The organism is Rheinheimera tilapiae (assembly GCF_042432165.1).
Taxonomy (GTDB): Bacteria; Pseudomonadota; Gammaproteobacteria; order Enterobacterales; family Alteromonadaceae; genus Pararheinheimera; species Pararheinheimera tilapiae.
On the sequence record NZ_JBHLXP010000001.1, the window covers coordinates 2130524 to 2150023 of the forward strand.

At 49.9% G+C, this 19500-nt stretch carries 15 protein-coding genes; 6 read left to right on the top strand and 9 right to left on the bottom strand.

All coding sequences use genetic code 11. From position 1 onward, the window contains the following. The first annotated feature begins 44 nt into the window (after positions 1–44). Positions 45–3083, top strand: a complete 3039-nt coding sequence (gene ydiJ / locus ACFFJP_RS09245; RefSeq protein WP_377242694.1) for a D-2-hydroxyglutarate dehydrogenase YdiJ — start codon at positions 45–47, stop codon at positions 3081–3083. A gap of 127 nt (positions 3084–3210) precedes the next feature. Next, positions 3211–3588 carry a VOC family protein gene (locus ACFFJP_RS09250; RefSeq protein WP_377242696.1) on the top strand — a complete coding sequence of 126 codons (378 nt, stop codon included), beginning with the start codon at positions 3211–3213 and terminating at the stop codon, positions 3586–3588. 70 nt (positions 3589–3658) lie between these two features. On the opposite strand, the gene ACFFJP_RS09255 is transcribed toward ACFFJP_RS09250, so the two are convergent. Beyond that, complete coding sequence (locus ACFFJP_RS09255) at positions 3659–6007, bottom strand: TonB-dependent receptor domain-containing protein (RefSeq protein WP_377242698.1); 2349 nt, start codon at positions 6005–6007, stop codon at positions 3659–3661. A 224-nt stretch (positions 6008–6231) separates the two neighbouring features. On the opposite strand from ACFFJP_RS09255, the gene ACFFJP_RS09260 reads away from it, so the two are divergent. Beyond that, positions 6232–6753, top strand: coding sequence for a YaeQ family protein (locus tag ACFFJP_RS09260; RefSeq protein ID WP_377242700.1), 522 nt, complete (start codon positions 6232–6234; stop codon positions 6751–6753). Positions 6754–6839: 86 nt separating this feature from the next. Continuing rightward, the gene (gene trhO, locus ACFFJP_RS09265; RefSeq protein ID WP_377242702.1) at positions 6840–7757 is read left to right on the top strand and encodes an oxygen-dependent tRNA uridine(34) hydroxylase TrhO; all 918 of its coding nucleotides are present in this window, start codon (positions 6840–6842) and stop codon (positions 7755–7757) included. A gap of 56 nt (positions 7758–7813) precedes the next feature. Here the strand turns inward: trhO and ACFFJP_RS09270 are convergent, their stop codons facing one another. The 3 genes from ACFFJP_RS09270 to ACFFJP_RS09280 form a co-directional block, all read right to left on the bottom strand. Beyond that, positions 7814–9052, bottom strand: coding sequence for a serine hydrolase domain-containing protein (locus ACFFJP_RS09270; protein ID WP_377242705.1), 1239 nt, complete (start codon positions 9050–9052; stop codon positions 7814–7816). A 97-nt stretch (positions 9053–9149) separates the two neighbouring features. Further along, entirely contained in the window at positions 9150–10688 is a 1539-nt protein-coding gene (locus ACFFJP_RS09275) for a M56 family metallopeptidase (protein ID WP_377242707.1), read from the bottom strand. 4 nt (positions 10689–10692) lie between these two features. Beyond that, positions 10693–11130 carry a BlaI/MecI/CopY family transcriptional regulator gene (locus tag ACFFJP_RS09280; protein WP_377242709.1) on the bottom strand — a complete coding sequence of 146 codons (438 nt, stop codon included), beginning with the start codon at positions 11128–11130 and terminating at the stop codon, positions 10693–10695. Positions 11131–11449: 319 nt separating this feature from the next. Between ACFFJP_RS09280 and ACFFJP_RS09285 the strand changes: the two genes are divergently transcribed. Then, complete coding sequence (locus ACFFJP_RS09285; RefSeq protein WP_377242711.1) at positions 11450–12022, top strand: cytochrome b; 573 nt, start codon at positions 11450–11452, stop codon at positions 12020–12022. Beyond that, positions 12023–12592, top strand: a complete 570-nt coding sequence (locus ACFFJP_RS09290) for a YceI family protein (protein WP_377242713.1) — start codon at positions 12023–12025, stop codon at positions 12590–12592. A 73-nt stretch (positions 12593–12665) separates the two neighbouring features. Here the strand turns inward: ACFFJP_RS09290 and yfaE are convergent, their stop codons facing one another. The 5 genes from yfaE to ubiG all read right to left on the bottom strand — a co-directional run bounded on the left by yfaE (position 12666) and on the right by ubiG (position 19439). Then, on the bottom strand, positions 12666–12920 hold the full coding sequence (gene yfaE / locus ACFFJP_RS09295) for a class I ribonucleotide reductase maintenance protein YfaE (protein WP_377242715.1): 255 nt from the start codon (positions 12918–12920) through the stop codon (positions 12666–12668). After that, positions 12920–14050 (bottom strand): class Ia ribonucleoside-diphosphate reductase subunit beta, encoded by a 1131-nt coding sequence (gene nrdB, locus ACFFJP_RS09300; protein WP_377242717.1) that lies wholly within the window; start codon positions 14048–14050, stop codon positions 12920–12922. The genes yfaE and nrdB overlap by 1 nt, the downstream gene beginning before the upstream one ends. A gap of 120 nt (positions 14051–14170) precedes the next feature. Further along, positions 14171–16459 (bottom strand): class 1a ribonucleoside-diphosphate reductase subunit alpha, encoded by a 2289-nt coding sequence (gene nrdA / locus ACFFJP_RS09305; protein WP_377242719.1) that lies wholly within the window; start codon positions 16457–16459, stop codon positions 14171–14173. A gap of 1562 nt (positions 16460–18021) precedes the next feature. Beyond that, positions 18022–18705 carry an HAD family hydrolase gene (locus ACFFJP_RS09310; protein ID WP_377242721.1) on the bottom strand — a complete coding sequence of 228 codons (684 nt, stop codon included), beginning with the start codon at positions 18703–18705 and terminating at the stop codon, positions 18022–18024. Then, on the bottom strand, positions 18699–19439 hold the full coding sequence (gene ubiG, locus ACFFJP_RS09315) for a bifunctional 2-polyprenyl-6-hydroxyphenol methylase/3-demethylubiquinol 3-O-methyltransferase UbiG (RefSeq protein WP_446686821.1): 741 nt from the start codon (positions 19437–19439) through the stop codon (positions 18699–18701). Before ubiG ends, ACFFJP_RS09310 begins: the two co-directional genes overlap by 7 nt. Between the last annotated feature and the right edge of the window lie 61 nt (positions 19440–19500).

Here is a 19500-nt window from a genome sequence, read left to right on the forward strand (position 1 = left end):
CGGGTGATATACTCAGGCTCCCATTGCCTTCAGTTTTCAGTGTTATGATCCCGAAGTTAAATCCAGAACAGATGTTGGCCCCGGTGGTTGCCCAGTATTGTGCCAGCCTGCAACAAGCCGGTTTTCAGGGTGAGATTGAAACCAGCTATGCAGCACGGTTGGCGGTCGCGACTGATAACAGTGTGTATCAAGCCTTGCCACAAGCTGTATTGCTGCCAAAACATCAGCAGGATGTCGAATTAATCACCCGGTTGGCGACTGAGCCACGTTTTATGCAGCTGAAATTCGCGCCCCGTGGCGGCGGTACCGGTACTAATGGTCAGGCCTTGACCGAGCATCTGGTCGTCGATTTATCTCGGCATATGCGAACCATTCTCGATTTTGACCCGGTAAAACGTCAGGTACGTGTGCAGGCCGGCGTCATTAAAGATCAGCTTAACGCCTATTTAGCGCCGTTTGGTTACTTCTTTGCGCCGGATTTATCCACATCAAACCGAGCCACTATTGGCGGGATGATCAATACCGATGCCTCCGGGCAGGGATCACTGGTCTACGGCAAAACCAGCGACCATGTGTTAGCACTGACCACGGTGTTGGCTGATGGCACTGTGCTGAAAACAGCGGCGCAACCTATTGCCGAAGCCGAAGCTAAAGCTGCACTCGACACTGCTGAAGGCCACATTTACCGTCAGGTGTTAGCCAGCTGTCGTCAATTCCGGCCCCAAATTCTGGCGAAATTTCCGCGCTTGAATCGTTTTCTGACCGGCTACGACCTCGAGCATGTGTTTAACCCCGATCTGACCGAGTTTGACCTTGGCCGCGTGATCACAGGCTCTGAGGGCTCGCTGGGTTTTGTCACTGAAGCATTGTTGAACGTGACTCCAATTGCCCGCCACAAATGCTTGGTCAACGTTAAATACAACAGCTTTGAGAGTGCGCTGCGTAATGCGCCATTTTTAGTCGCAGCCAATGCCACGTCGGTAGAAACGGTCGACAGTAAAGTTCTGAATCTTGCACGTCAGGACATCATCTGGCATCAGGTTAAAACTTACATTGAAGATGTGCCGGGCCAGGATATGCTGGGCCTGAACATGGTGGAATTTAACGATGAAGACGATGCCGGCATGGCAGAGAAAGTCGCGCATCTTGAAGAGCGGTTGCAGCATGCACTCGATAGCGGCGATAGCGGCATCATTGGTTATCAGCTGACCTATGACCCTAAGGCTATCCTGCAGATTTATGCCATGCGCAAAAAGGCGGTAGGCTTATTGGGTAATGCCAAAGGGTCGCAAAAACCTGTGCCTTTCACCGAAGATACTGCAGTGCCACCGGAAAACCTGGCCGATTTTATTATGGAATTCCGCGCTTTGCTTGATAGCCATGGCCTGAGCTACGGCATGTTTGGTCATGTGGATGCCGGGGTGTTACATGTACGCCCGGCGCTCGACTTGTGTGAGCCAGGTCAGGAAGCGTTGATGAGGACTATTTCTGATCAGGTCGTCGCGCTGACCGCTAAATACGGCGGCCTGATGTGGGGCGAACACGGTAAAGGCTATCGTAGCGAGTATGGCCCGGCGTTTTTTGGTGAAGAACTGTTTGCCGAATTACGCAAGATCAAAGGTGTGTTTGACCCGCTGAACCGAATGAACCCCGGCAAAATCTGTACGCCATGGCAAAGTCAGGACTTACTCGTCAGTGTCGACGGCCAAAAACGCGCCTATTTTGACCGGCAAATCCCGACTGTGGTGCGGCAAAGTTTTGAAGCTGCGACCAGCTGTAATGGCAATGGCCTGTGCTTTAACTATGAAGAAAACTCGCCGATGTGTCCGTCCAGTAAGGTCACCAAAGATCGCCGTCATAGCCCAAAAGGGCGGGCAGGTCTAATGCGCGAGTGGCTACGGTTGATGCAGAAGCAGGGCGTTGATGTGCTGGCCCAAGAGCAGCAATTATTGCAAGCCAGCAGCGGTCCGGCGGCTCTGCTGCACAAGGTGCAGAATACGGTCGGTAAATGGCGTGGCGAAGCTGATTTCTCCCATGAAGTGATGGAAGCGATGGAAGGTTGTCTGGCTTGTAAAGCCTGTGCCGGCCAATGTCCGATCAAAGTGGATGTGCCATCGTTCCGCGCCCGTTTTATTCAGCTGTATCACAGCCGCTATCTGCGTCCACTGAAGGACTATATTGTCGGTAATATCGAGCGCTCAGCCCCTGTCTTGGCCAAAGCGCCAGGATTGGTCAATGGCGTGGTGAAAATGGCCCCTGTGGCTTGGCTGTTGAAAAAGGTGGTGGGTTATGTCGATACGCCATTGCTGTCTACACCGATACTGACGGAACGCGTTCAACAGTATCGGCCCTTTGACTTAGCGGCGTTACAAGCCTTACCGGCTGCTGAAAAAGCCAAACTCGTTCTTTTGGTTCAGGACCCGTTTACCAGTTTCTACGAAGCGGATTTGGTTGCTGACGCCATGGCGCTGCTACGTAAACTTGGATTTGACCCGGTGTTACTGCCATTTTTGCCAAACGGCAAACCACAACATGTGAAAGGCTTTTTGCGTGAATTTGCCGCGACAGCACAAGATGCCAGCGATTTCTTGCAGCAGGTCAACACGCTGGGTGCGCCCATGATCGGTCTGGATGCTTCGCTAGTCTTGGTGTATCGCGACGAGTATGTCAAAGCTCTGGGCGAGCGGCGCGGTGACTATCAGGTGAGCTTGTTACAGGAATGGCTGGTCAATCAGCCATTGCCAACTCTGCAAAGTTCCGGCGTGTTTAAGTTGCTGGCGCACTGTACTGAAAAAACTGCGTTGCCAGCGACGGAAAAGAGCTGGCAGCAGATTTTCCAGCAAGCCGGTTTGTCGATTCAGGTGGTGGCGACCGGATGTTGTGGTATGGCAGGGACTTATGGCCATGAAGCGCAAAATCAGGCCAATAGCCGTGCCTTATTCGATTTAAGCTGGGCAGCACCGGTACAGCAAACCGCCCCGGATTTATTGCTGGTCACCGGCTTTTCTTGTCGCAGTCAGGTCAAACGTTATGAAGGCTTTAAGCCGAAGCACCCACTGCAGGCATTACTGCAACTGATGTGAACACGGATAGATACTTCTATTTGTTGCGTTTAATCAGTGATTTAGATGGATGTGATGAACGCATTGGCAGAAATGGCATCTGCTGCTAGTGTTAGCAGCGGAGCTTTTTTTGCGAGGAGTGCGAGACATGAGTGTTGAATATAATCCGGTGGGTTGGTTTGAGATCCCATCACCCGATCTTGAAAAGAATCAACAGTTTTTTCAGCAAGCCTTTGGGTTTGAGTTTGAAGCGCTGGACATGCCGCCCTATAAGATGGCGATGTTCGCCGCAGATCATAGTAAGCCAGGATCTGCGGGCTCGTTAGTACAGGGACCTGATTGTGTACCCGCGACTGTCGGCACCACAATCTATTTTGGTTGTGCCGAAGTTGCGGCGCAACTGGAGAAAATAGCTGCGGCTGGTGGCACTGTTCTGATGGAAAAAACCGCGATTGGTGAACACGGTTTTATCGGCATGTTCCTTGATGTTGCGGGTAATAAATTGGGTTTGCATAGCATGAGCTAGGCCTAGAACTTGGCCCAGAGTGTCACAAAAAACGGCAGCGTCAGCTGCCGTTTTTCTATTTGAAAACTAATCAGAAGCGGGCAGTCAGACCAAGCGCTAATGAACGGCCTGGTAATGGCACGTCTTCTTTGACAAAAGAACTATGCACAAAGCCCAGTTTGTCCGTCAGGTTCGTCGCTTTCAGATAGGCAGTTAAATCAAACGCAGATAAGTCAAAGTCGTAGCTGACATTGGCATCTACCAGCGTATAGCCCGCTGTCACCGTTTCATCAACAGCGATTTTGTCTTGTTTGGCGTAGTGCGTCAGGCCAAATTGTCCTGACCAATTTTCGCCCTGATACTGATAGCTGACACCGGCTTTCATCGGCGGTGTGCGTGGCAGGTCACCACCAGACTTTAGTTCTGCTCTGACACTGTCGGCAAAAAACTCCAGCTGCTGAGCCGGGGCAAAGCGCCAGGTCAGGGCAAATTCAGCACCATAAAGCCGTGCATCGGCTTGGCGATATTGGTACACATTGAAGTCATCGTGCGCATGTTCATCGTCAGCTTCACCTTCGTGTGCTTCATGAGCATGCAGTTGCTCCATCGTCAGGCCGGTATTGGCCTGATAGATGAAATCATCAACTTCATTCAGGAAGAAATTGTAGCTAAAAGTCAGGTCGCCTTTAGTCTTGGCAAAACCGAGGTCGATATTGTTAGCTACTTCTTTCTCTACTGAGTCCGGATGGAAGTGGATGTCGCCGTCATCGGTGAGTTCATAACCCAAGCCAAGCTCATAACCCTGTGTCGCGATATGCAAACCGTTGGCGAAGAGTTCGCTGGCGCCCGGTGCCCGTGCTGAATGGCTGAGTTGCAATGACCACTGATAACCCGGCACAAACTGCCAAACCAGCCCGGAGGAGACACTGGCTGCTGTGGCGGAATATTTCGTCAACAGCAGTTCTTCATGTTCGTCCTCTTCTTCATCATGCGGCATGGTCAGCTCGCTGTTGACCGGAGTATGGCTGACACGCTCCAACCGCGCGCCGAGTTGCCACTGCAGGTCTCCAAATGATTTTTCTTCGAGGATAAACAGCGCATTGCTGTGGGTGTCTGTGGCTGGTGTGAAAGCCTCTTCACCGCTGGCGGCAAAATCGCTTTGTTGCTGATGGACACCGACCAGGCCATGCCAGCCCTGGAAGTCGCTATGTTCAATGCTCAGACGATTTTCCAGGCTGTCGTTTTCAAATCGGGTGCCAGGCACGCCTCCTTCTACTTCCGCGTGCTGATAGTCGGTGTAAGCGCTCTGTAGTGCGATAGTTTCAATGCCTTTGACCGGGGCATACCATTCAGCTGCCAGACCATAACGGTTTTGCGTTAAATCGGCATAAACACCTTCGTCTGCATGTTCTTCTTCAGCGCTCGCTTCTTCTTCGCCATGATGATGGTGGCCTGGAATACCGTACTGACTCGTGATCCGGCCATATGACAGGCCAACCAAACCATTTTGTGTTACCCAGCTGCCGCCAAGGTTCAGGCCTTGATTGTCGAGTTGGCTATTCTCAATCTGATCCAGCGTTTCGCCTTCATCATTGGTAAATGTCGGCGTATCGAAGTTATCAGTCTGGCGACCGTAACCATCTAAATGCCAGGCAAATTCGCCTTGGCTACCGTCGTGCGCCAGCGCAGCAGTTCTTTCATTGGCAACGCTATTGTATTTGGTGTCAATCACAGTCTGCGGGCTGCGCATCTGACGTGGGATCCGGTTGTCGACGAGATTCACCACGCCACCAATAGCTCCACTGCCGTAAAGTAAGGTGGCAGGGCCACGTAGTACTTCGATTTGTTCCGTCGTAATGGCATCAGCTGAAATGGCATGATCCGGACCTACGCGTGATACGTCGGCACTGTCGAGGCCATTGCTGAGAACTTTGACCCGCGGACCATCTAAGCCACGGATCACCGGCGCAGCAGCGACCGGGCCGTAATAGTTGCTGTGAACGCCAGGGGTAAATTTCAGTGTTTCACCGATGGTCGGCTCCTGACGACGGGTCAGGGCTTCACCAGTCAGGACTGAGGCAGGTTGTGCCATATCTAAATCATAGTGATGCAGGCCTGCAGCGGAAACCCGCAAATGTTCAATACTGCCTTTGCTCAGAGCGACGGTCAGATCCGGCGTTTCCACTTTGACAAACTGGTCGTTAAAGCCTTTTGCTGCGATGTGGATTTCAGCACCACTGGCTGCATGTAACTGAAATTCGCCGGCCGCATTGGTGTAGACATATTGTTGGCGACCATGCACATGAACTTTGGCATTTTTAACCGGTTGACCGTTGTCAGCAGTGATTTTGCCTTTGACCATCAGATCGGCAGCCTGTGCTGAGGCAGAAAAAAAGGTGATGGCCAATGCAAGTTGCAGCGGAGAGAGACGAAATGACATATGCATATTCTCTGAAATGACTGTGATGATATAACATTTTACGGTTTATCCCCCGAAGTCTCAATCTATTTAAACCGCGGTTATTGTCATTTCATAGCAGGAACACTGCATTGCTTTAGAGTAAAACCACCAATCAGATGATGTGCATGGGTTATGCATAGGTTTCCGGTAGCTTCTACACTGAAGAAGCAACTGGCAGAGTCAGCAAGAGGTGCGCTATGCAGATGCAACTGAAGGTTCTCAAACTTGAGCTGTTTTATAACAGCGCCGCCGCGCGGATGTTTCAACACGACACCCGCTATTTATCGCCTTTTCCGGCAGAGAGCGCTGAGCATTTCAGCCGGCGTTTGTTGGCCTGGCTTTGTTTATACGAACTACACCCAGCGCTCGCGGCCCAGCAAGCGAAAGGACCGGATTTGTATGTGCTGGACCAACATCAGCACTATCAACTCTGGTGTCAGGTTGATACCCCCAATGACAAACTGCTGCAAAAAGCCTCGCATCAGAGTGACCATGTGCTGCTGATGCTGGATACACCAAGTATTGCGCGGTATCTCAGCAGTCACCGCCAGCAGGCCAATGTGCAGGTGTGTGAGATCCCTGACACTACTGTGGCACAGTGCCTGAACATGCTCAGGGCTGGGATGCAATGGAGCGTCTGGCGTGACGATTTACAACTACAAATCACGGACGGCGACCAAATGCTGGAGCTGGACATGCCGCAGCTATCTGCAGGTCTACATTGATTGCACTTTCAGCTGGTGCCGGTATAATTCGCCGCTGTTTTTCTGCTCCGGATTTGCGGTCCGGCAAATTGCATAAAAGGTGAATCATGTACGTTGTTGCTGCGTTGTATAAATTTGTCGCTTTACCGGATTATGTCGCACTGCGCGACGCCTTGTACCAGCATCTGGTGCTGAACAAAGTCAAAGGCACTTTGTTATTGGCCGAAGAAGGTATCAACGGTACCATCTGCGGCACCCGCGAAGGCATAGACGCCGTGCGGCAGTGGCTTGACGCGGATGGCCGTTTTGACGGCCTGTCGTATAAAGAATCGTTCGCCGATGAACCAGCGTTCTACCGCACCAAAGTCAAACTGAAAACCGAAATTGTCACTATGGGTGTCCCTGGTGTAAATCCGCAACACATCGTTGGCACTTATGTCAAAGGCGACGACTGGAATCGGTTGATTGAAGACCCAGACACCATACTGATTGATACGCGCAACGACTACGAAGTTGCTATCGGTACTTTTAAAAACGCCGTCAATCCTAACACCACCAGTTTCCGCGAATTCCCGCAATGGGCGGCTGACAATCTGGATAAAACCAAGCACAAAAAAGTCGCGATGTTTTGTACCGGTGGTATTCGCTGTGAAAAATCAACGGCTTATTTAAAAGAGCAAGGCTTTGACGAGGTTTATCACCTCGATGGCGGTATTCTGAAATACTTAGAAGAAATGCCAGAAGACAACAGTTTGTGGCAAGGTGAGTGTTTTGTGTTTGATCAGCGCGTTGCGGTGAAACACGGGTTAGAGCAAGGCAGTTATGACCAATGCTACGCCTGTCGGATGCCGTTATCACAAGCAGATATGCAATCTGACAAATACATGAAAGGCATGAGTTGCCCGCATTGCCATGATCAGTTATCTGACGAGCAAAAGGCTTCATTTGCTGAGCGGCAGAAACAAATCGAACTGGCAAAGCAACGTGGCGAACAACATATCCGTGATGGCAAAGTCGATTTTTAAGTAGCCGGTTGAAATGTTGAAGGGCACCTGTGGGTGCCCTTGTCATTTTGGCGTCGTCAAAACAGACTTGGGTCTATTTGTTGCAAAAATGGGCGCAGGATCCCGGCCGCTTGCAGCGCAAAATCACAATAATCCTCTTTGACAATGTTCGTATTCATCGCAAGCATCAACTGATGATCCGGATAAATCACCAGCCAGCTCTGCGCGCCATCAGAAACGCCGCCGTGGTGGACATAGCGGATCTTTCTTTGCAACGGGTTGTCTTTATCGCAAAACAGGTTGCCATGCTCAGTGCGGCGAAAGCCCAGTGCATAATTTTGTGGATTCATGCTGCCATCCGCCAGTCGCTGCGGCGTCCAGAATTCTTGCTGTAACTGAGTCGGGATAAACGCGGGGTCAAACCAGGCAGAGCCAATGGTGACCAGATCTGTGGAGCTAGCCGCTAGACCACCACCTGCCAGTTTCTGAGATAAATCGACCGGCCAATGCGGTTTCACCTGGCCATTTTTCGACTGATAAAAGGTCACCTGTTCTTGATGGGGTAAATCCGCAGCGCCAAGGCTCTTTAGTTGCAGCGGCACACTCAGCTGTTGTTGCAGATAGTCCAAAAACGGCGTCTGACTGGCGCTTTGCAATACGCTACTTGCGAGATTGACATCAAAAGAGCTGTATAAGAAACCGTGGCCGGGTTGGTACTGTAGCGTTGCATCATCAAAAATCTGCAGACCGTCGTCAACATCGGGAAAATGACGTTGTTTCAGCAGGCTTTGAACCACGCCCCGCCAGTCATCATTTTGCTCATAACCGGGTAAGCCTGCGGTATGCGACAACAGTTGTCGAAGTGTCAGCTTTTGCCACGCCGGATTTGGTAAGTCGGCTTTGTACTGACTGATGGCAACATCAAGATCAAGTGTACCGGCTGCGACAGCGCGGGCTATGGCGGTGGCAGTGACAGCTTTTGACGTACTGCCAATCCGGAACTGGCTTTGCGTATTGGCGGCCCGACGAGTCCTGATATCGGCATAGCCGGCAGCGCCAGCCCACAGTAGTTTACCTTGCCAGGCCACTGCTGCTGTCAGTGCCGGCATCTGCTGCTGTGCTCTGGATTGTTGTAATGACGCGAAAGCTTTGTGTGCAGCGCTCGAGAATTCCTGCTGATAAATCTGTTGTGTCGCAGGGACATCGTCTGGGACCTGTTCCCAGCCAATAGTCAGGTACCAAAGCGCTGGTATGGCGATGACTAACAGGGGCAATAACGCCCAAACTTTCCATCCTTTCATTCTGATTTTCAACATGTTGTTCTTCCTTTTGGCAATAACAGCCCTACAGCACCTAAAAAGGGCTGACTGGCTATGAGATGTATGGTGGGTTGGGGGTTAGATCAGGGCGACATCAGCGGGCGCCCCGCGCCAGCAAAAACTGTCTGGTTTGTTCGTTGGCGGCACGACTGAGTGCGGAGCGCATTTGTGGGCCATCTGACAACGGCGTTTCAACCTGTAGATTGATCAGGGCACCGTGAGAAAGCAGTAGTTGCAACATGGCAAGGTCGCCGCGGGCACTGGCGTTGATAAGTGCCGTTTCATCCGCAAGTACCACAGCGTTGACATCAGCGCCGGCAGCAATCAACTGCTGGGCGAGCGAGATATTGCCCAACTGACTGGCGATAATCAGTGCGTTACCGTCGCCGCGGCTGCTGATATTCGGATCCGCGCCACGATCTAACAATAGTTTGACCATGTCTGGCAGTTGCTGGCGGACTGCGACCATCAGTGCATTACCATCGCCCGGCATTGGTAAATCGAGTGGCGCGCCTTGGTCCAACAAAGCAACAACTTGTGTTGAATTATTCGCCTGCACCGTCTGGAGCAGTTCAGCTAGAGGTTTTAACTGACTAAGCCGGACTTGCGCATGTTTGGCTGGTAACTCGCCCAGTTGCCACTGTTGTATCAGCAGCATCGATGCGATAAGCCACAACATGCATGCTGAAATGACCGCTGCGGACAGCCATGCCGGACCTGGAGCACGGGGCTGCAGTACCGCATCTATCCGCGTGGTCAGGACAGCCTGACGCAGAAAGTGCTGGGCAAAAAAAGCGCCGAAGTTTTGTTGATGTGTTACATGCACCGCACAGTCGAGCAGCGTTTGGGCATAGATCACCGCATCACCTTGAATAGCGGAGGCTTCAGCGTCACAGCGCAGTTCCCGCCATAGATTTAATTGATTGGCGACCAAGCGCCAGGCGGGGCTCCACCAAAACAGGCAGCCAATGATTTGCTGCAGCAGGTAACCGCGTAAGTCCTGATGTTTGAGGTGACACAATTCGTGATTAACCACGCAGCCAAGTTGCTGCGATGACAATACCTTGAGATAGCCTGCAGGCAACAGGATTTGTGGCTGGCGTATCCCAACCAGCATCGCACTGTGGATAGTGGGATGCTGCAAGAGGGGAACTGCTGACGACAATAGTTTTGTCGGGATCAAGGTCGCTTCCTGGCGTAAACGCCGGGCTTGAAAATAGCCGACCAACAATTTCATTGCACGGATCACGGTACCAAGCGGAAGAATAAGCCAAAGCCAAAACGCCGGAGCAATTAAATAGATGACCTGAGAGGTCAGCGGCCATTGCACTTGGCGGACAGCATCCGCGGAAAGGTCGCTCGCATTGGACGCTGTCAGCACAGTGTGTTGTTCTAACACAGGACTGACGCTGGCCTGAAACCATGGCATCAATTGTTGGTCGAGCGCCCAGGGTTGAAGCAGAAACATTGGCGTGACGATGAGCAGTACGGCTGCGATTTGCCAGAGTCTGAACATCGCGGCGGGCTGATGCTTCAGTCGGCTGCGGCCTGCGAGCAAGAAAACCGGCAGCAGCAAAGTTGCCAGAAGCAGATGCAGGAGCAGATAAAATGCCAGCCAGCTGATTTCGACCATGACGTTACTCTTTATCCGATGTTTTTTTGTCGCCTGCAGGAGTTGTTTGTTGCGCTTGCGCAGTGGTGCCGGCCAGATCGATTTTTTGTTGCAGTTGAGCTGCAAGCTCGGCAGATATCACAGTTTCCGCAATCAGATGCTGTGCCAACAAGTCCGGTGAGCCGCCAAAAAACTTCTTCACTAAAGCGAGTAAGGCCTGACTTCGAGCTTCCTGTTGCACTGTCGTCGCCTGATACAAAAAGGCTTTACCTTGTTTTTCACAGCTGACGTGGCCTTTATCCAGCAATATGCGGCAGAGCGTTTGTACCGTGGTGTAAGCGACCTGTTGTTCCTGGCTGAGTTCTGTAGCGATATCCCTGACGGTCAAAGGCCCGCGTTGCCAGAGCACCTGCATAATTTTCTGCTCTGCCGCGGTCAGTTCATTCGATTTTGGCCTCGCCATCCTCATTGCTCCAGTTAAAACTAATTCGTTAGTTTTAAAGCTACCAAATGGATGATTTTCAATCAACTAATTATTTAGTTTTTATTCGATGGTGAGCGATGAAACAGGCACAACCGTCATCATGACGGAGTCAGGTTAATGGAACACTTTGTCAGGTGCCATGAGATAACAGACTGCGGCTCCTGCTGATGATGCGCGTGACTATTGCGGCTTAAAATCGCGATAACGTCATATTCTTTTTATAAATTAGAATAATTAAGCCTAATTTTGCCACTATTATTCGATATCTGATTCAGCCAGAATGCAATCAGGAGGGGTTATGACCACAAAAACGCAACATTATCATCCGCTGCATATTGCACTGCATTGGCTGATGGCATTGATGATCCCGGCATTGTTTGGCGTCGGGCTCTGGATGACCGGGCTCGATTATTACAGTAGCTGGTATAAAACCGCACCGGATTTACATAAAAGTTTTGGCATTCTGCTGGCTATATTGTTGGTATCGCGCCTCGTCGTAATGCGTCGCTTTGGCAAACCTGCAGCGCTTAGCAGCGGTTGGCAGCAAAAGGCCGCAGGCATAGCACATGCACTGATGTACACGTTACTGCTGGCGATTATGGTTTCCGGTTATCTGATTTCAACCGCCGACAACCGGGGTATTTTGGTATTCGGTTTGTTTGAGGTGCCCGGTTTTGGTGAATTTTTTCCAGAACAAGCGGATATTGCCGGTACTGTGCATTTCTATCTGGCCTGGGCATTGATTGTATTGGTGGTGCTGCACGCTGCTGCTGCACTTAAACATCATTTTGTAGACAAAGATAACACCCTGAAGCGGATGCTCGGCCGTCGTAACGCTGCAGCGTCTTCCATTGATAAAACGGAGATTTAAATGAAAAAATTACTGCTTGCCGCTGCTTTTGCCGCATCTTTTACTTCTGTTGCTCAGGCGGCAGACTATGTGATCGACACACAAGGCGCTCATGCTTTTATCCAGTTTAAAGTTAGCCACTTAGGTTACAGCTGGTTACATGGTCGTTTTAATACTTTCAGCGGCGATTTTAGCTACGACAGTGCCAACCTGGCGGCAGCAAAAATTAAACTGGACATCGATACAAAGTCTGTGGATTCAAACCACGCTGAGCGTGACAAACATTTACGCAGCGCAGATTTCCTCAATGTCGATAAACAGCCAAAGGCCAGCTTCGTCAGCACGAAAGTGGTGCCAGGCGCCGACGGTAAGTTTGATTTGGTCGGTAACTTCACGTTAAACGGCGTGACCAAAGAAATCACCATCGCTGCGACGAAAACCGGCGAAGGCAAAGATCCATGGGGCGGCTACCGTGCCGGTTTCCACGGTACGACCAGCATCAAGCTGAGTGACTTCGCCATTAAAAATATCCTTGGCCCGGCATCAGAGACTGTTTATCTGGATCTGGTAGTTGAAGGTGTACGCAAGTAAGCGTCTGCTTAACGAAAAAAGCCTGCATTAGCAGGCTTTTTTTATGGCCGAAACCGATTGAAATTAGCGCTCGTTACGGGATCTCAATGTCTAAATCAGTAGCAGGTACGCTACAACAGGGCAGGAATTCACCTTTGCGGACAAAAGCGAGGGGTTCTTCCAGATAACTGATTTGCCCTGCGACTAACTTACAGCGACAAGCGCCGCAAAAGCCGGCACGGCAGTGGAAATTGACCTGATATTTCTGTTGCTCCAGGCTGGTCAGCAGATTTGGACTTTGCGGGTCAAAATCAAAACTGCTGCCATCCTGCAGCCGGATCCGATGCATCAGAGATCAAAATCGCCAAAGTCGGCGCCGTCGACCTCGTTATCAATCTGACCCACCAGATAAGAACTGATCTCAGATTCCTGTGGGGCGACCTGAACGTTATCAGACACCAGCCAGGCGTTGATCCACGGGATTGGGTTTTGCGTGGTGCTGAAAATGGCTTTGAGGCCAATCGCCACCATGCGGATATTGGTGATGTATTCGACGTACTGGCACAGAATGTCTTTATTCAAGCCAATCATTGAGCCATCTTTGAATAAAAACTCTGCCCACTCTTTTTCCTGCTCTGCGGCGCGGCGGAAAATTGCATAAGCCTGTTCTTCACATTCACGGGCAATTTCACCCATTTCCGGGTCGTCTTCACCAGCGGCCATGATGTTCAGCATATGCTGAGTACCAGTCAGATGCAGCGCTTCGTCGCGGGCGATCAGTTTGATAATTTTTGCATTGCCTTCCATCAATTCACGTTCGGCAAAAGCAAAACTGCAGGCAAAGCTGACATAGAAGCGGATAGCCTCTAACACGTTCACCGACATGATGCACAGGTACAGCTTACGCTTCAGCTCACGCCGCGTTACGGTGCGGCTTTCGCCATTGATTTGATGCGTACCTTCACCACACAAGTGATACAGATTAATCGAGTTAATCAGATCGTCGTAATAGCGAGTGACTTCATCGGCGCGCTCAATGATTTTTTCATTCAGCAGAATATCGTCAAACACCTTATGTGGCTCTGTGGTGATATTGCGCACAATATGGGTGTAACTGCGGCTGTGGATGGTTTCGCTGAATGCCCAGGTTTCAATCCAGGTTTCCAGTTCTGGCAGCGATACAATCGGCAACAAAGCGACGTTGGGCGAGCGGCCCTGCACCGAATCCAGCAAGGTCTGATACTTCAGATTGCTGATAAAAATATGTTTTTCATGGTCCGGCAAGTGCTGGAAATCAATCCGATCTTTACTGACATCCACTTCCTCCGGCCGCCAAAAGAAACTCAGCTGTTTTTCGATCAGTTTTTCGAAAATGCCATATTTCTGTTGGTCATAGCGTGACACGTTTACCGAATTACCAAAAAACATCGGCTCTTTCAGCTGATCGTTGTTGATCCGGTTAAAAGTGGTATAGGTCATGGATTATCTCATTGTTAGAGTACAAAAATACAAATTCGGCTGTTTTATTCCGGACACAACTGAGCCCGGGCACAAAAATGCGGAGCACATGGCTCCGCTTTTACTACTGTCGACGTCGCGTCAAATCTTACAGGCGCCGCCGGCACAACCGTCATCTTCTGCGGCTGCAGGTTTAATATCTTCCTGCACGTCCGATGCACCGTCACGGGTGTTGTGGTAGTACATCGTTTTCACGCCGAGTTTGTATGCGGTCAGCAAGTCTTTCAACAACACCTTCATCGGCACCTTGCCACCATCGAATTTGGCCGGGTCGTAGTTGGTGTTGGCAGAAATCGTTTGATCAACGAACTTCTGCATTATCGCCACCAGACTGATGTAACCGTCGTTGTTTGGCATATCCCACAGCAACTCATATTGGTTTTTCAGTCGGTCATATTCCGGCACTACCTGTTTCAGGATACCGTCTTTACTGGCTTTAATACTGATATGGCCGCGAGGTGGTTCAATACCATTGGTCGCATTACTGATCTGCGAAGAAGTTTCTGATGGCATCAGCGCTGACAAGGTTGAGTTACGCAAGCCATGCTGAACCACGTCTTTGCGTAGTTGTTCCCAGTCCAGTTGCAATGGTTCGTTGCAGATTTTGTCCAGGTCTTTTTTATAGGTATCGATTGGCATGATACCTTGGGAATAAGTGGTTTCATTGAACAGCGGGCAAGGACCAAATTCCTGTGCCAGTTTGTTCGATGCTTTCATCAGATAATACTGAATAGCTTCGAAAGTACGGTGCGTCAGCGCATTAGCAGAACCGTCTGAGTATTTCACGCCGTTTTTCGCCAGATAGTACGCGTAGTTAATCACACCAACGCCCAAAGTACGGCGATTCATCGACGCCTGGAAAGCTGCCGGAATTGGGTAATCCTGATAACCGAGCAAGCTATCGAGCGCCCGGACGGCCAGCTCTGCCAATTCTTCCAGCTCGCTTAAATCTTCGATGGCGCCGAGGTTAAACGCCGACAAAGTACACAAAGCGATTTCGCCATTCGGGTCGTTGACATCGTTTAATGGCTTCGTCGGCAGGGCGATTTCAAGGCAGAGGTTACTCTGACGCACTGGTGCGAATTTCGGATTAAACGGACTGTGCGTATTACAGTGATCAACGTTTTGCAGGTAAATGCGGCCGGTAGAGGCACGTTCCTGCATAAACAGCGTGAACAACTCCAGCGCTTTCATCCGTTTTTTGCGGATAGAACTGTCGTTTTCGTACTTCACGTACAGCTGTTCAAACACATCCTGATCTTCAAAGAATGCATCATACAGACCTGGCACATCAGACGGGCTAAACAGCGTGATCATTTCGTCTTTAATCAGACGATGGTACATCAGACGGTTGAATTGCACGCCGTAGTCGAGGTGACGCACCCGGTTCTCTTCAACACCGCGGTTGTTTTTCAGCACCAGCAGACTTTCAACTTCCAAATGCCACAGCGGATAGAACAGGGTGGCAGCACCACCACGAACGCCACCTTGTGAGCAGCTCTTCACCGCGGTCTGGAAGTGTTTGTAAAACGGGATACAGCCGGTATGGAAAGCTTCACCATTGCGGATTGGGCTGCCCAAGGCACGAATACGGCCGGCGTTGATGCCGATCCCGGCACGCTGGCTGACATATTTTACGATAGCGCTTGAAGTCGCGTTGATAGAATCCAGGCTGTCACCGCACTCAATAAGCACGCAAGAGCTGAATTGGCGGGTTGGGGTGCGTACACCGGACATGATCGGTGTTGGTAATGAAATTTTGAACAAAGATACCGCATCGTAAAAGCGACGCAGATAATCCAGCCGGGTCGCTTTTGGATAATTCGCAAACAGGCAAGCGGCGACCAGAATATAAAGGAACTGCGCGCTTTCATAAATCTGGCCGGTGACGCGGTTTTGCACCAGATATTTGCCTTCAAGCTGTTTCACTGCGGCGTAGCTGAAATGCATATCGCGGTTGTGGTCAATGAAGCTATCAATCTGGTCGATTTCTTCTTTGCTGTAATCCGACAGAATGTGGGCATCATAACGATGGCTTTCCACCATCTGCACGACGTGGTCATACAGTTTTGGCGGTTCGAATTGGCCGTAAGCTTTTTTACGTAAGTGGAACACGGCGAGACGAGCGGCCATGTACTGATAATCTGGCGTTTCTTTAGAGATCAGATCCGCAGCTGCTTTGATAATGGTTTCATGGATATCAGCAGTTTTAATGCCATCATAAAACTGAATGTGAGATTTCAGTTCAACCTGAGAGACCGACACGTTTTGCAGACCTTCTGCCGCCCAATCAATCACGCGGTGAATTTTATCCAGGTCTAAAGGCTCGCGGGTACCGTCTCTTTTGGTTACGTATAATGGCTGATTCATTGCGAAAGAGTTCCGTCTTAGTTGTAGTTTTTTAGGGTTGTCGCTGACAGGTGTCAGACTGCCTGCCCGCAAGATAAGGGCTGTCCGGGTCAATAGATGGAGAATAAACCGGAAGCACTAGATATAGGGCTAAAAGCATAACGAATCACAAGATAAGGTGGATCAAATTCGAATGCAACCCTAAAAATTTTGCAAAAACAGGCTTGATTTTCGCTATGTAAGGAGTCACTAACTTGTCAGCTTCGGGCCTTTGAACGGATCGCAGGAAGCAAGCGATCGAAGCGAAAAAAATTGAATTAAATTGATCGGTTAAAAAGTAAAAAGCATTGTTGGAAAAGCAAACAGCATGCGGCCGGACGTCTGTTGAAAAGCTGAGCGATTAGGGATATCACTTGCCGGTTCAATGACCTTTGATTGCTGAAGTAAACGGTAAAACCGCCACAAAGGCGTTTTGTGTTGACGTAAACAGGCGGCTTCTTCGTGATGTGCGCCAATAACTGCAAGCGAAAGATTGTTTTCGGTCTGCGCTAAAAATGTGGATTTAAAAATAGGGTCGCAAGCGCAATGCTTGTTGATAATGTTCCAGCGCGCTAATACAAGATCTAAAATTGGTAAAGATGCCAGCCAGAATTTTGTGGTAGCTGCACAGAATCCAGCGATCGTTCGCTTCCAGATTCACTCTTTTCTATTTGCAGATTCTCTTAAGTTTTTGGTTTTTGGGTGGTAAACCGCATTGAATAAGCAGAGCGCCTAGGCGCTGTTAAAATAGGCCTAGATTAATCGTCACTATGATAGGCATATGGACACAGTTTGTATGCCAACTTGGTCCAGCTTTGTAGCAACAGAAGCGAGAGTGAAAAAAGCCCGGAAATCCAGGCTTTACAGACTTTTCTTTGGTTAAGAAATTTCACTAGTTGAACTGTCACCTAAATCGTATTACATTGCATTTAGTCCAACGTTGTCCTTGGTTCCTTCTGCAAAGGTTTAATCACCGAACAACTGGCGATATAAACCGCTCAGGACATCACGACTGAATATCATGATGATTAGTTTTCCTAATTCACTCATGATTCTAGTTCGTTTGAATTTCCTGTGAGGCGTGCGCATAAGCACCTCCTTATCAAACTGTTCAAGTAATCCATCCCGCTGTATTAAGTTTCTCAGGCCTAGTCAGCGGGGTGGTCCCTTACCTCCATGTACAAAAAACATCCTCAAAAGCATATCGAATCACAAGATAGGGTGGATCAAATTCGAATGCAACCCTAAAAATTTTGCAAAAACAGGCTTGAATTTCGTTATGTAAGGAGGCACTAACTTGTCAGGTTCGCCCCTTTGAACGGGTCGCAGGAAGCAAGCGATCGAAGCGAAAAAAATTGAATTAAATTGATCGGTTAAAAAATAAAAAACATTGTTGGAAAAGCAAACAGCATGCGGCCGGACGTCTTTGGAAAAGCTTAGCGAAGAGGGATATCACTTGCAGTTTCAGTGACCTTTGATGTGTGTATCAACGTTAAGAAAACCGCCCTGAAGGCGGTTTGTTCTGATAAAAAAAGCTGCAGGCTTTACAGTGCGCCGACCAGCGTGAGCAGACTTTGCACCCGGCAATCAGCAAACCACAGGTCGGGTTCATCGGTATCGGCGATAAAGCCATAGTCAGCAATAATTGACGTCATGCCAGCCCGGTTAGCAGCCTCAATATCTCGCTCTGCATCTCCAATGTACCAACAATCGGCAGCGGCTACGCCCATCTTGTGCGCTGCCACCCACAACGGCACCGGACTCGGCTTACGCTGATGCAGGCTGTCACCGCCCAGTAAAATCTGACAATCTTCCATGCCACTCATTTGCCTGAGCATTGCTGCAGCGAGCTTGTAGGGCTTGTTTGTGACAATTCCCCAGGGAATACCACGTTGTTTCAGCAGAGGCAGGAATTCTTCTGCGCCGCCAAACAGATTGCTATATACAGTCAGATGTTGCTGATAATACTCCAGCAGCTCATTGCGAAGGATGGTAAATGGAAAATCGTGAAGAGCGGGACCAAAGCCAAGTTCCAACAAACCTTTGGCACCATGCGAGGCCACAGGTCTGTAATGTGCAGCAGCGACGGTCGGCAAGCCATGTTTGGCCAGCACATAGTTCAGTGCGGCACCTAAGTCATCGGCGGTGTCGACCAAGGTGCCGTCCAGATCGAACAACACTGCTTTTGCTGGACGTAGCGCCTGACCGGTTTTTACAGATATCAGCATGGTTTTCTCGCGACGACAAAATAGTTCACATCAACACCTGCGCCGAGGCGGAAACTCTGATTCAACGGGTTGTAATGCAAACCAATACAGTCAACCAGTTCTAAACCTGCGTCCTCGATAAAACGCATTAACTGCGATGGACGAATGAACTTATTAAAGTCATGTGTACCTTTTGGTACCAGCTTTAACAGATGTTCTGCACCGACAATGGCAAACAAATAACTTTTCGCTGTTTTATTCAAAGTGGAAAAGACCAATGTCGCGCCAGGCGCCGCTAAATCGGCGCAAGCCTGCACAACCGACGCCGGCTGCGGCACGTGCTCGAGCATTTCCATACAAGTGACTAATTCAAACTGGGCCGGATGGGAAGCAGCAAATTGCTCTGCTGTACTTTGCTGATAAGTCACATTCACAGCTGACTCTAATGCATGCAGTTTCGCCACTGCTAAGGATTCCGGCGCCATATCGATACCCGTGACGACAGCTCCAGCCTTGGCCATACTTTCAGCCAGAATGCCGCCGCCACAGCCGACATCAACAACAACTTTGCCGTGCAGGCCCTGAATTTGGTCACTGATATAGCTTAGACGGGTCGGATTGAGCTGATGCAATGGCTTAAATTCACCGGCAGGGTCCCACCAGCGTGACGCCAGTTCATTGAATTTGTTGATTTCTGCCTGGTCGACATTTACCGGCGCATTGGTTGCTGGCATGGTGCTGGTGAACTCAGTCATAGTGATGTCCAGAAAAAATTTGCGGCCATTATAAAGGCTAAGTCTGAACACGCAATGCAAC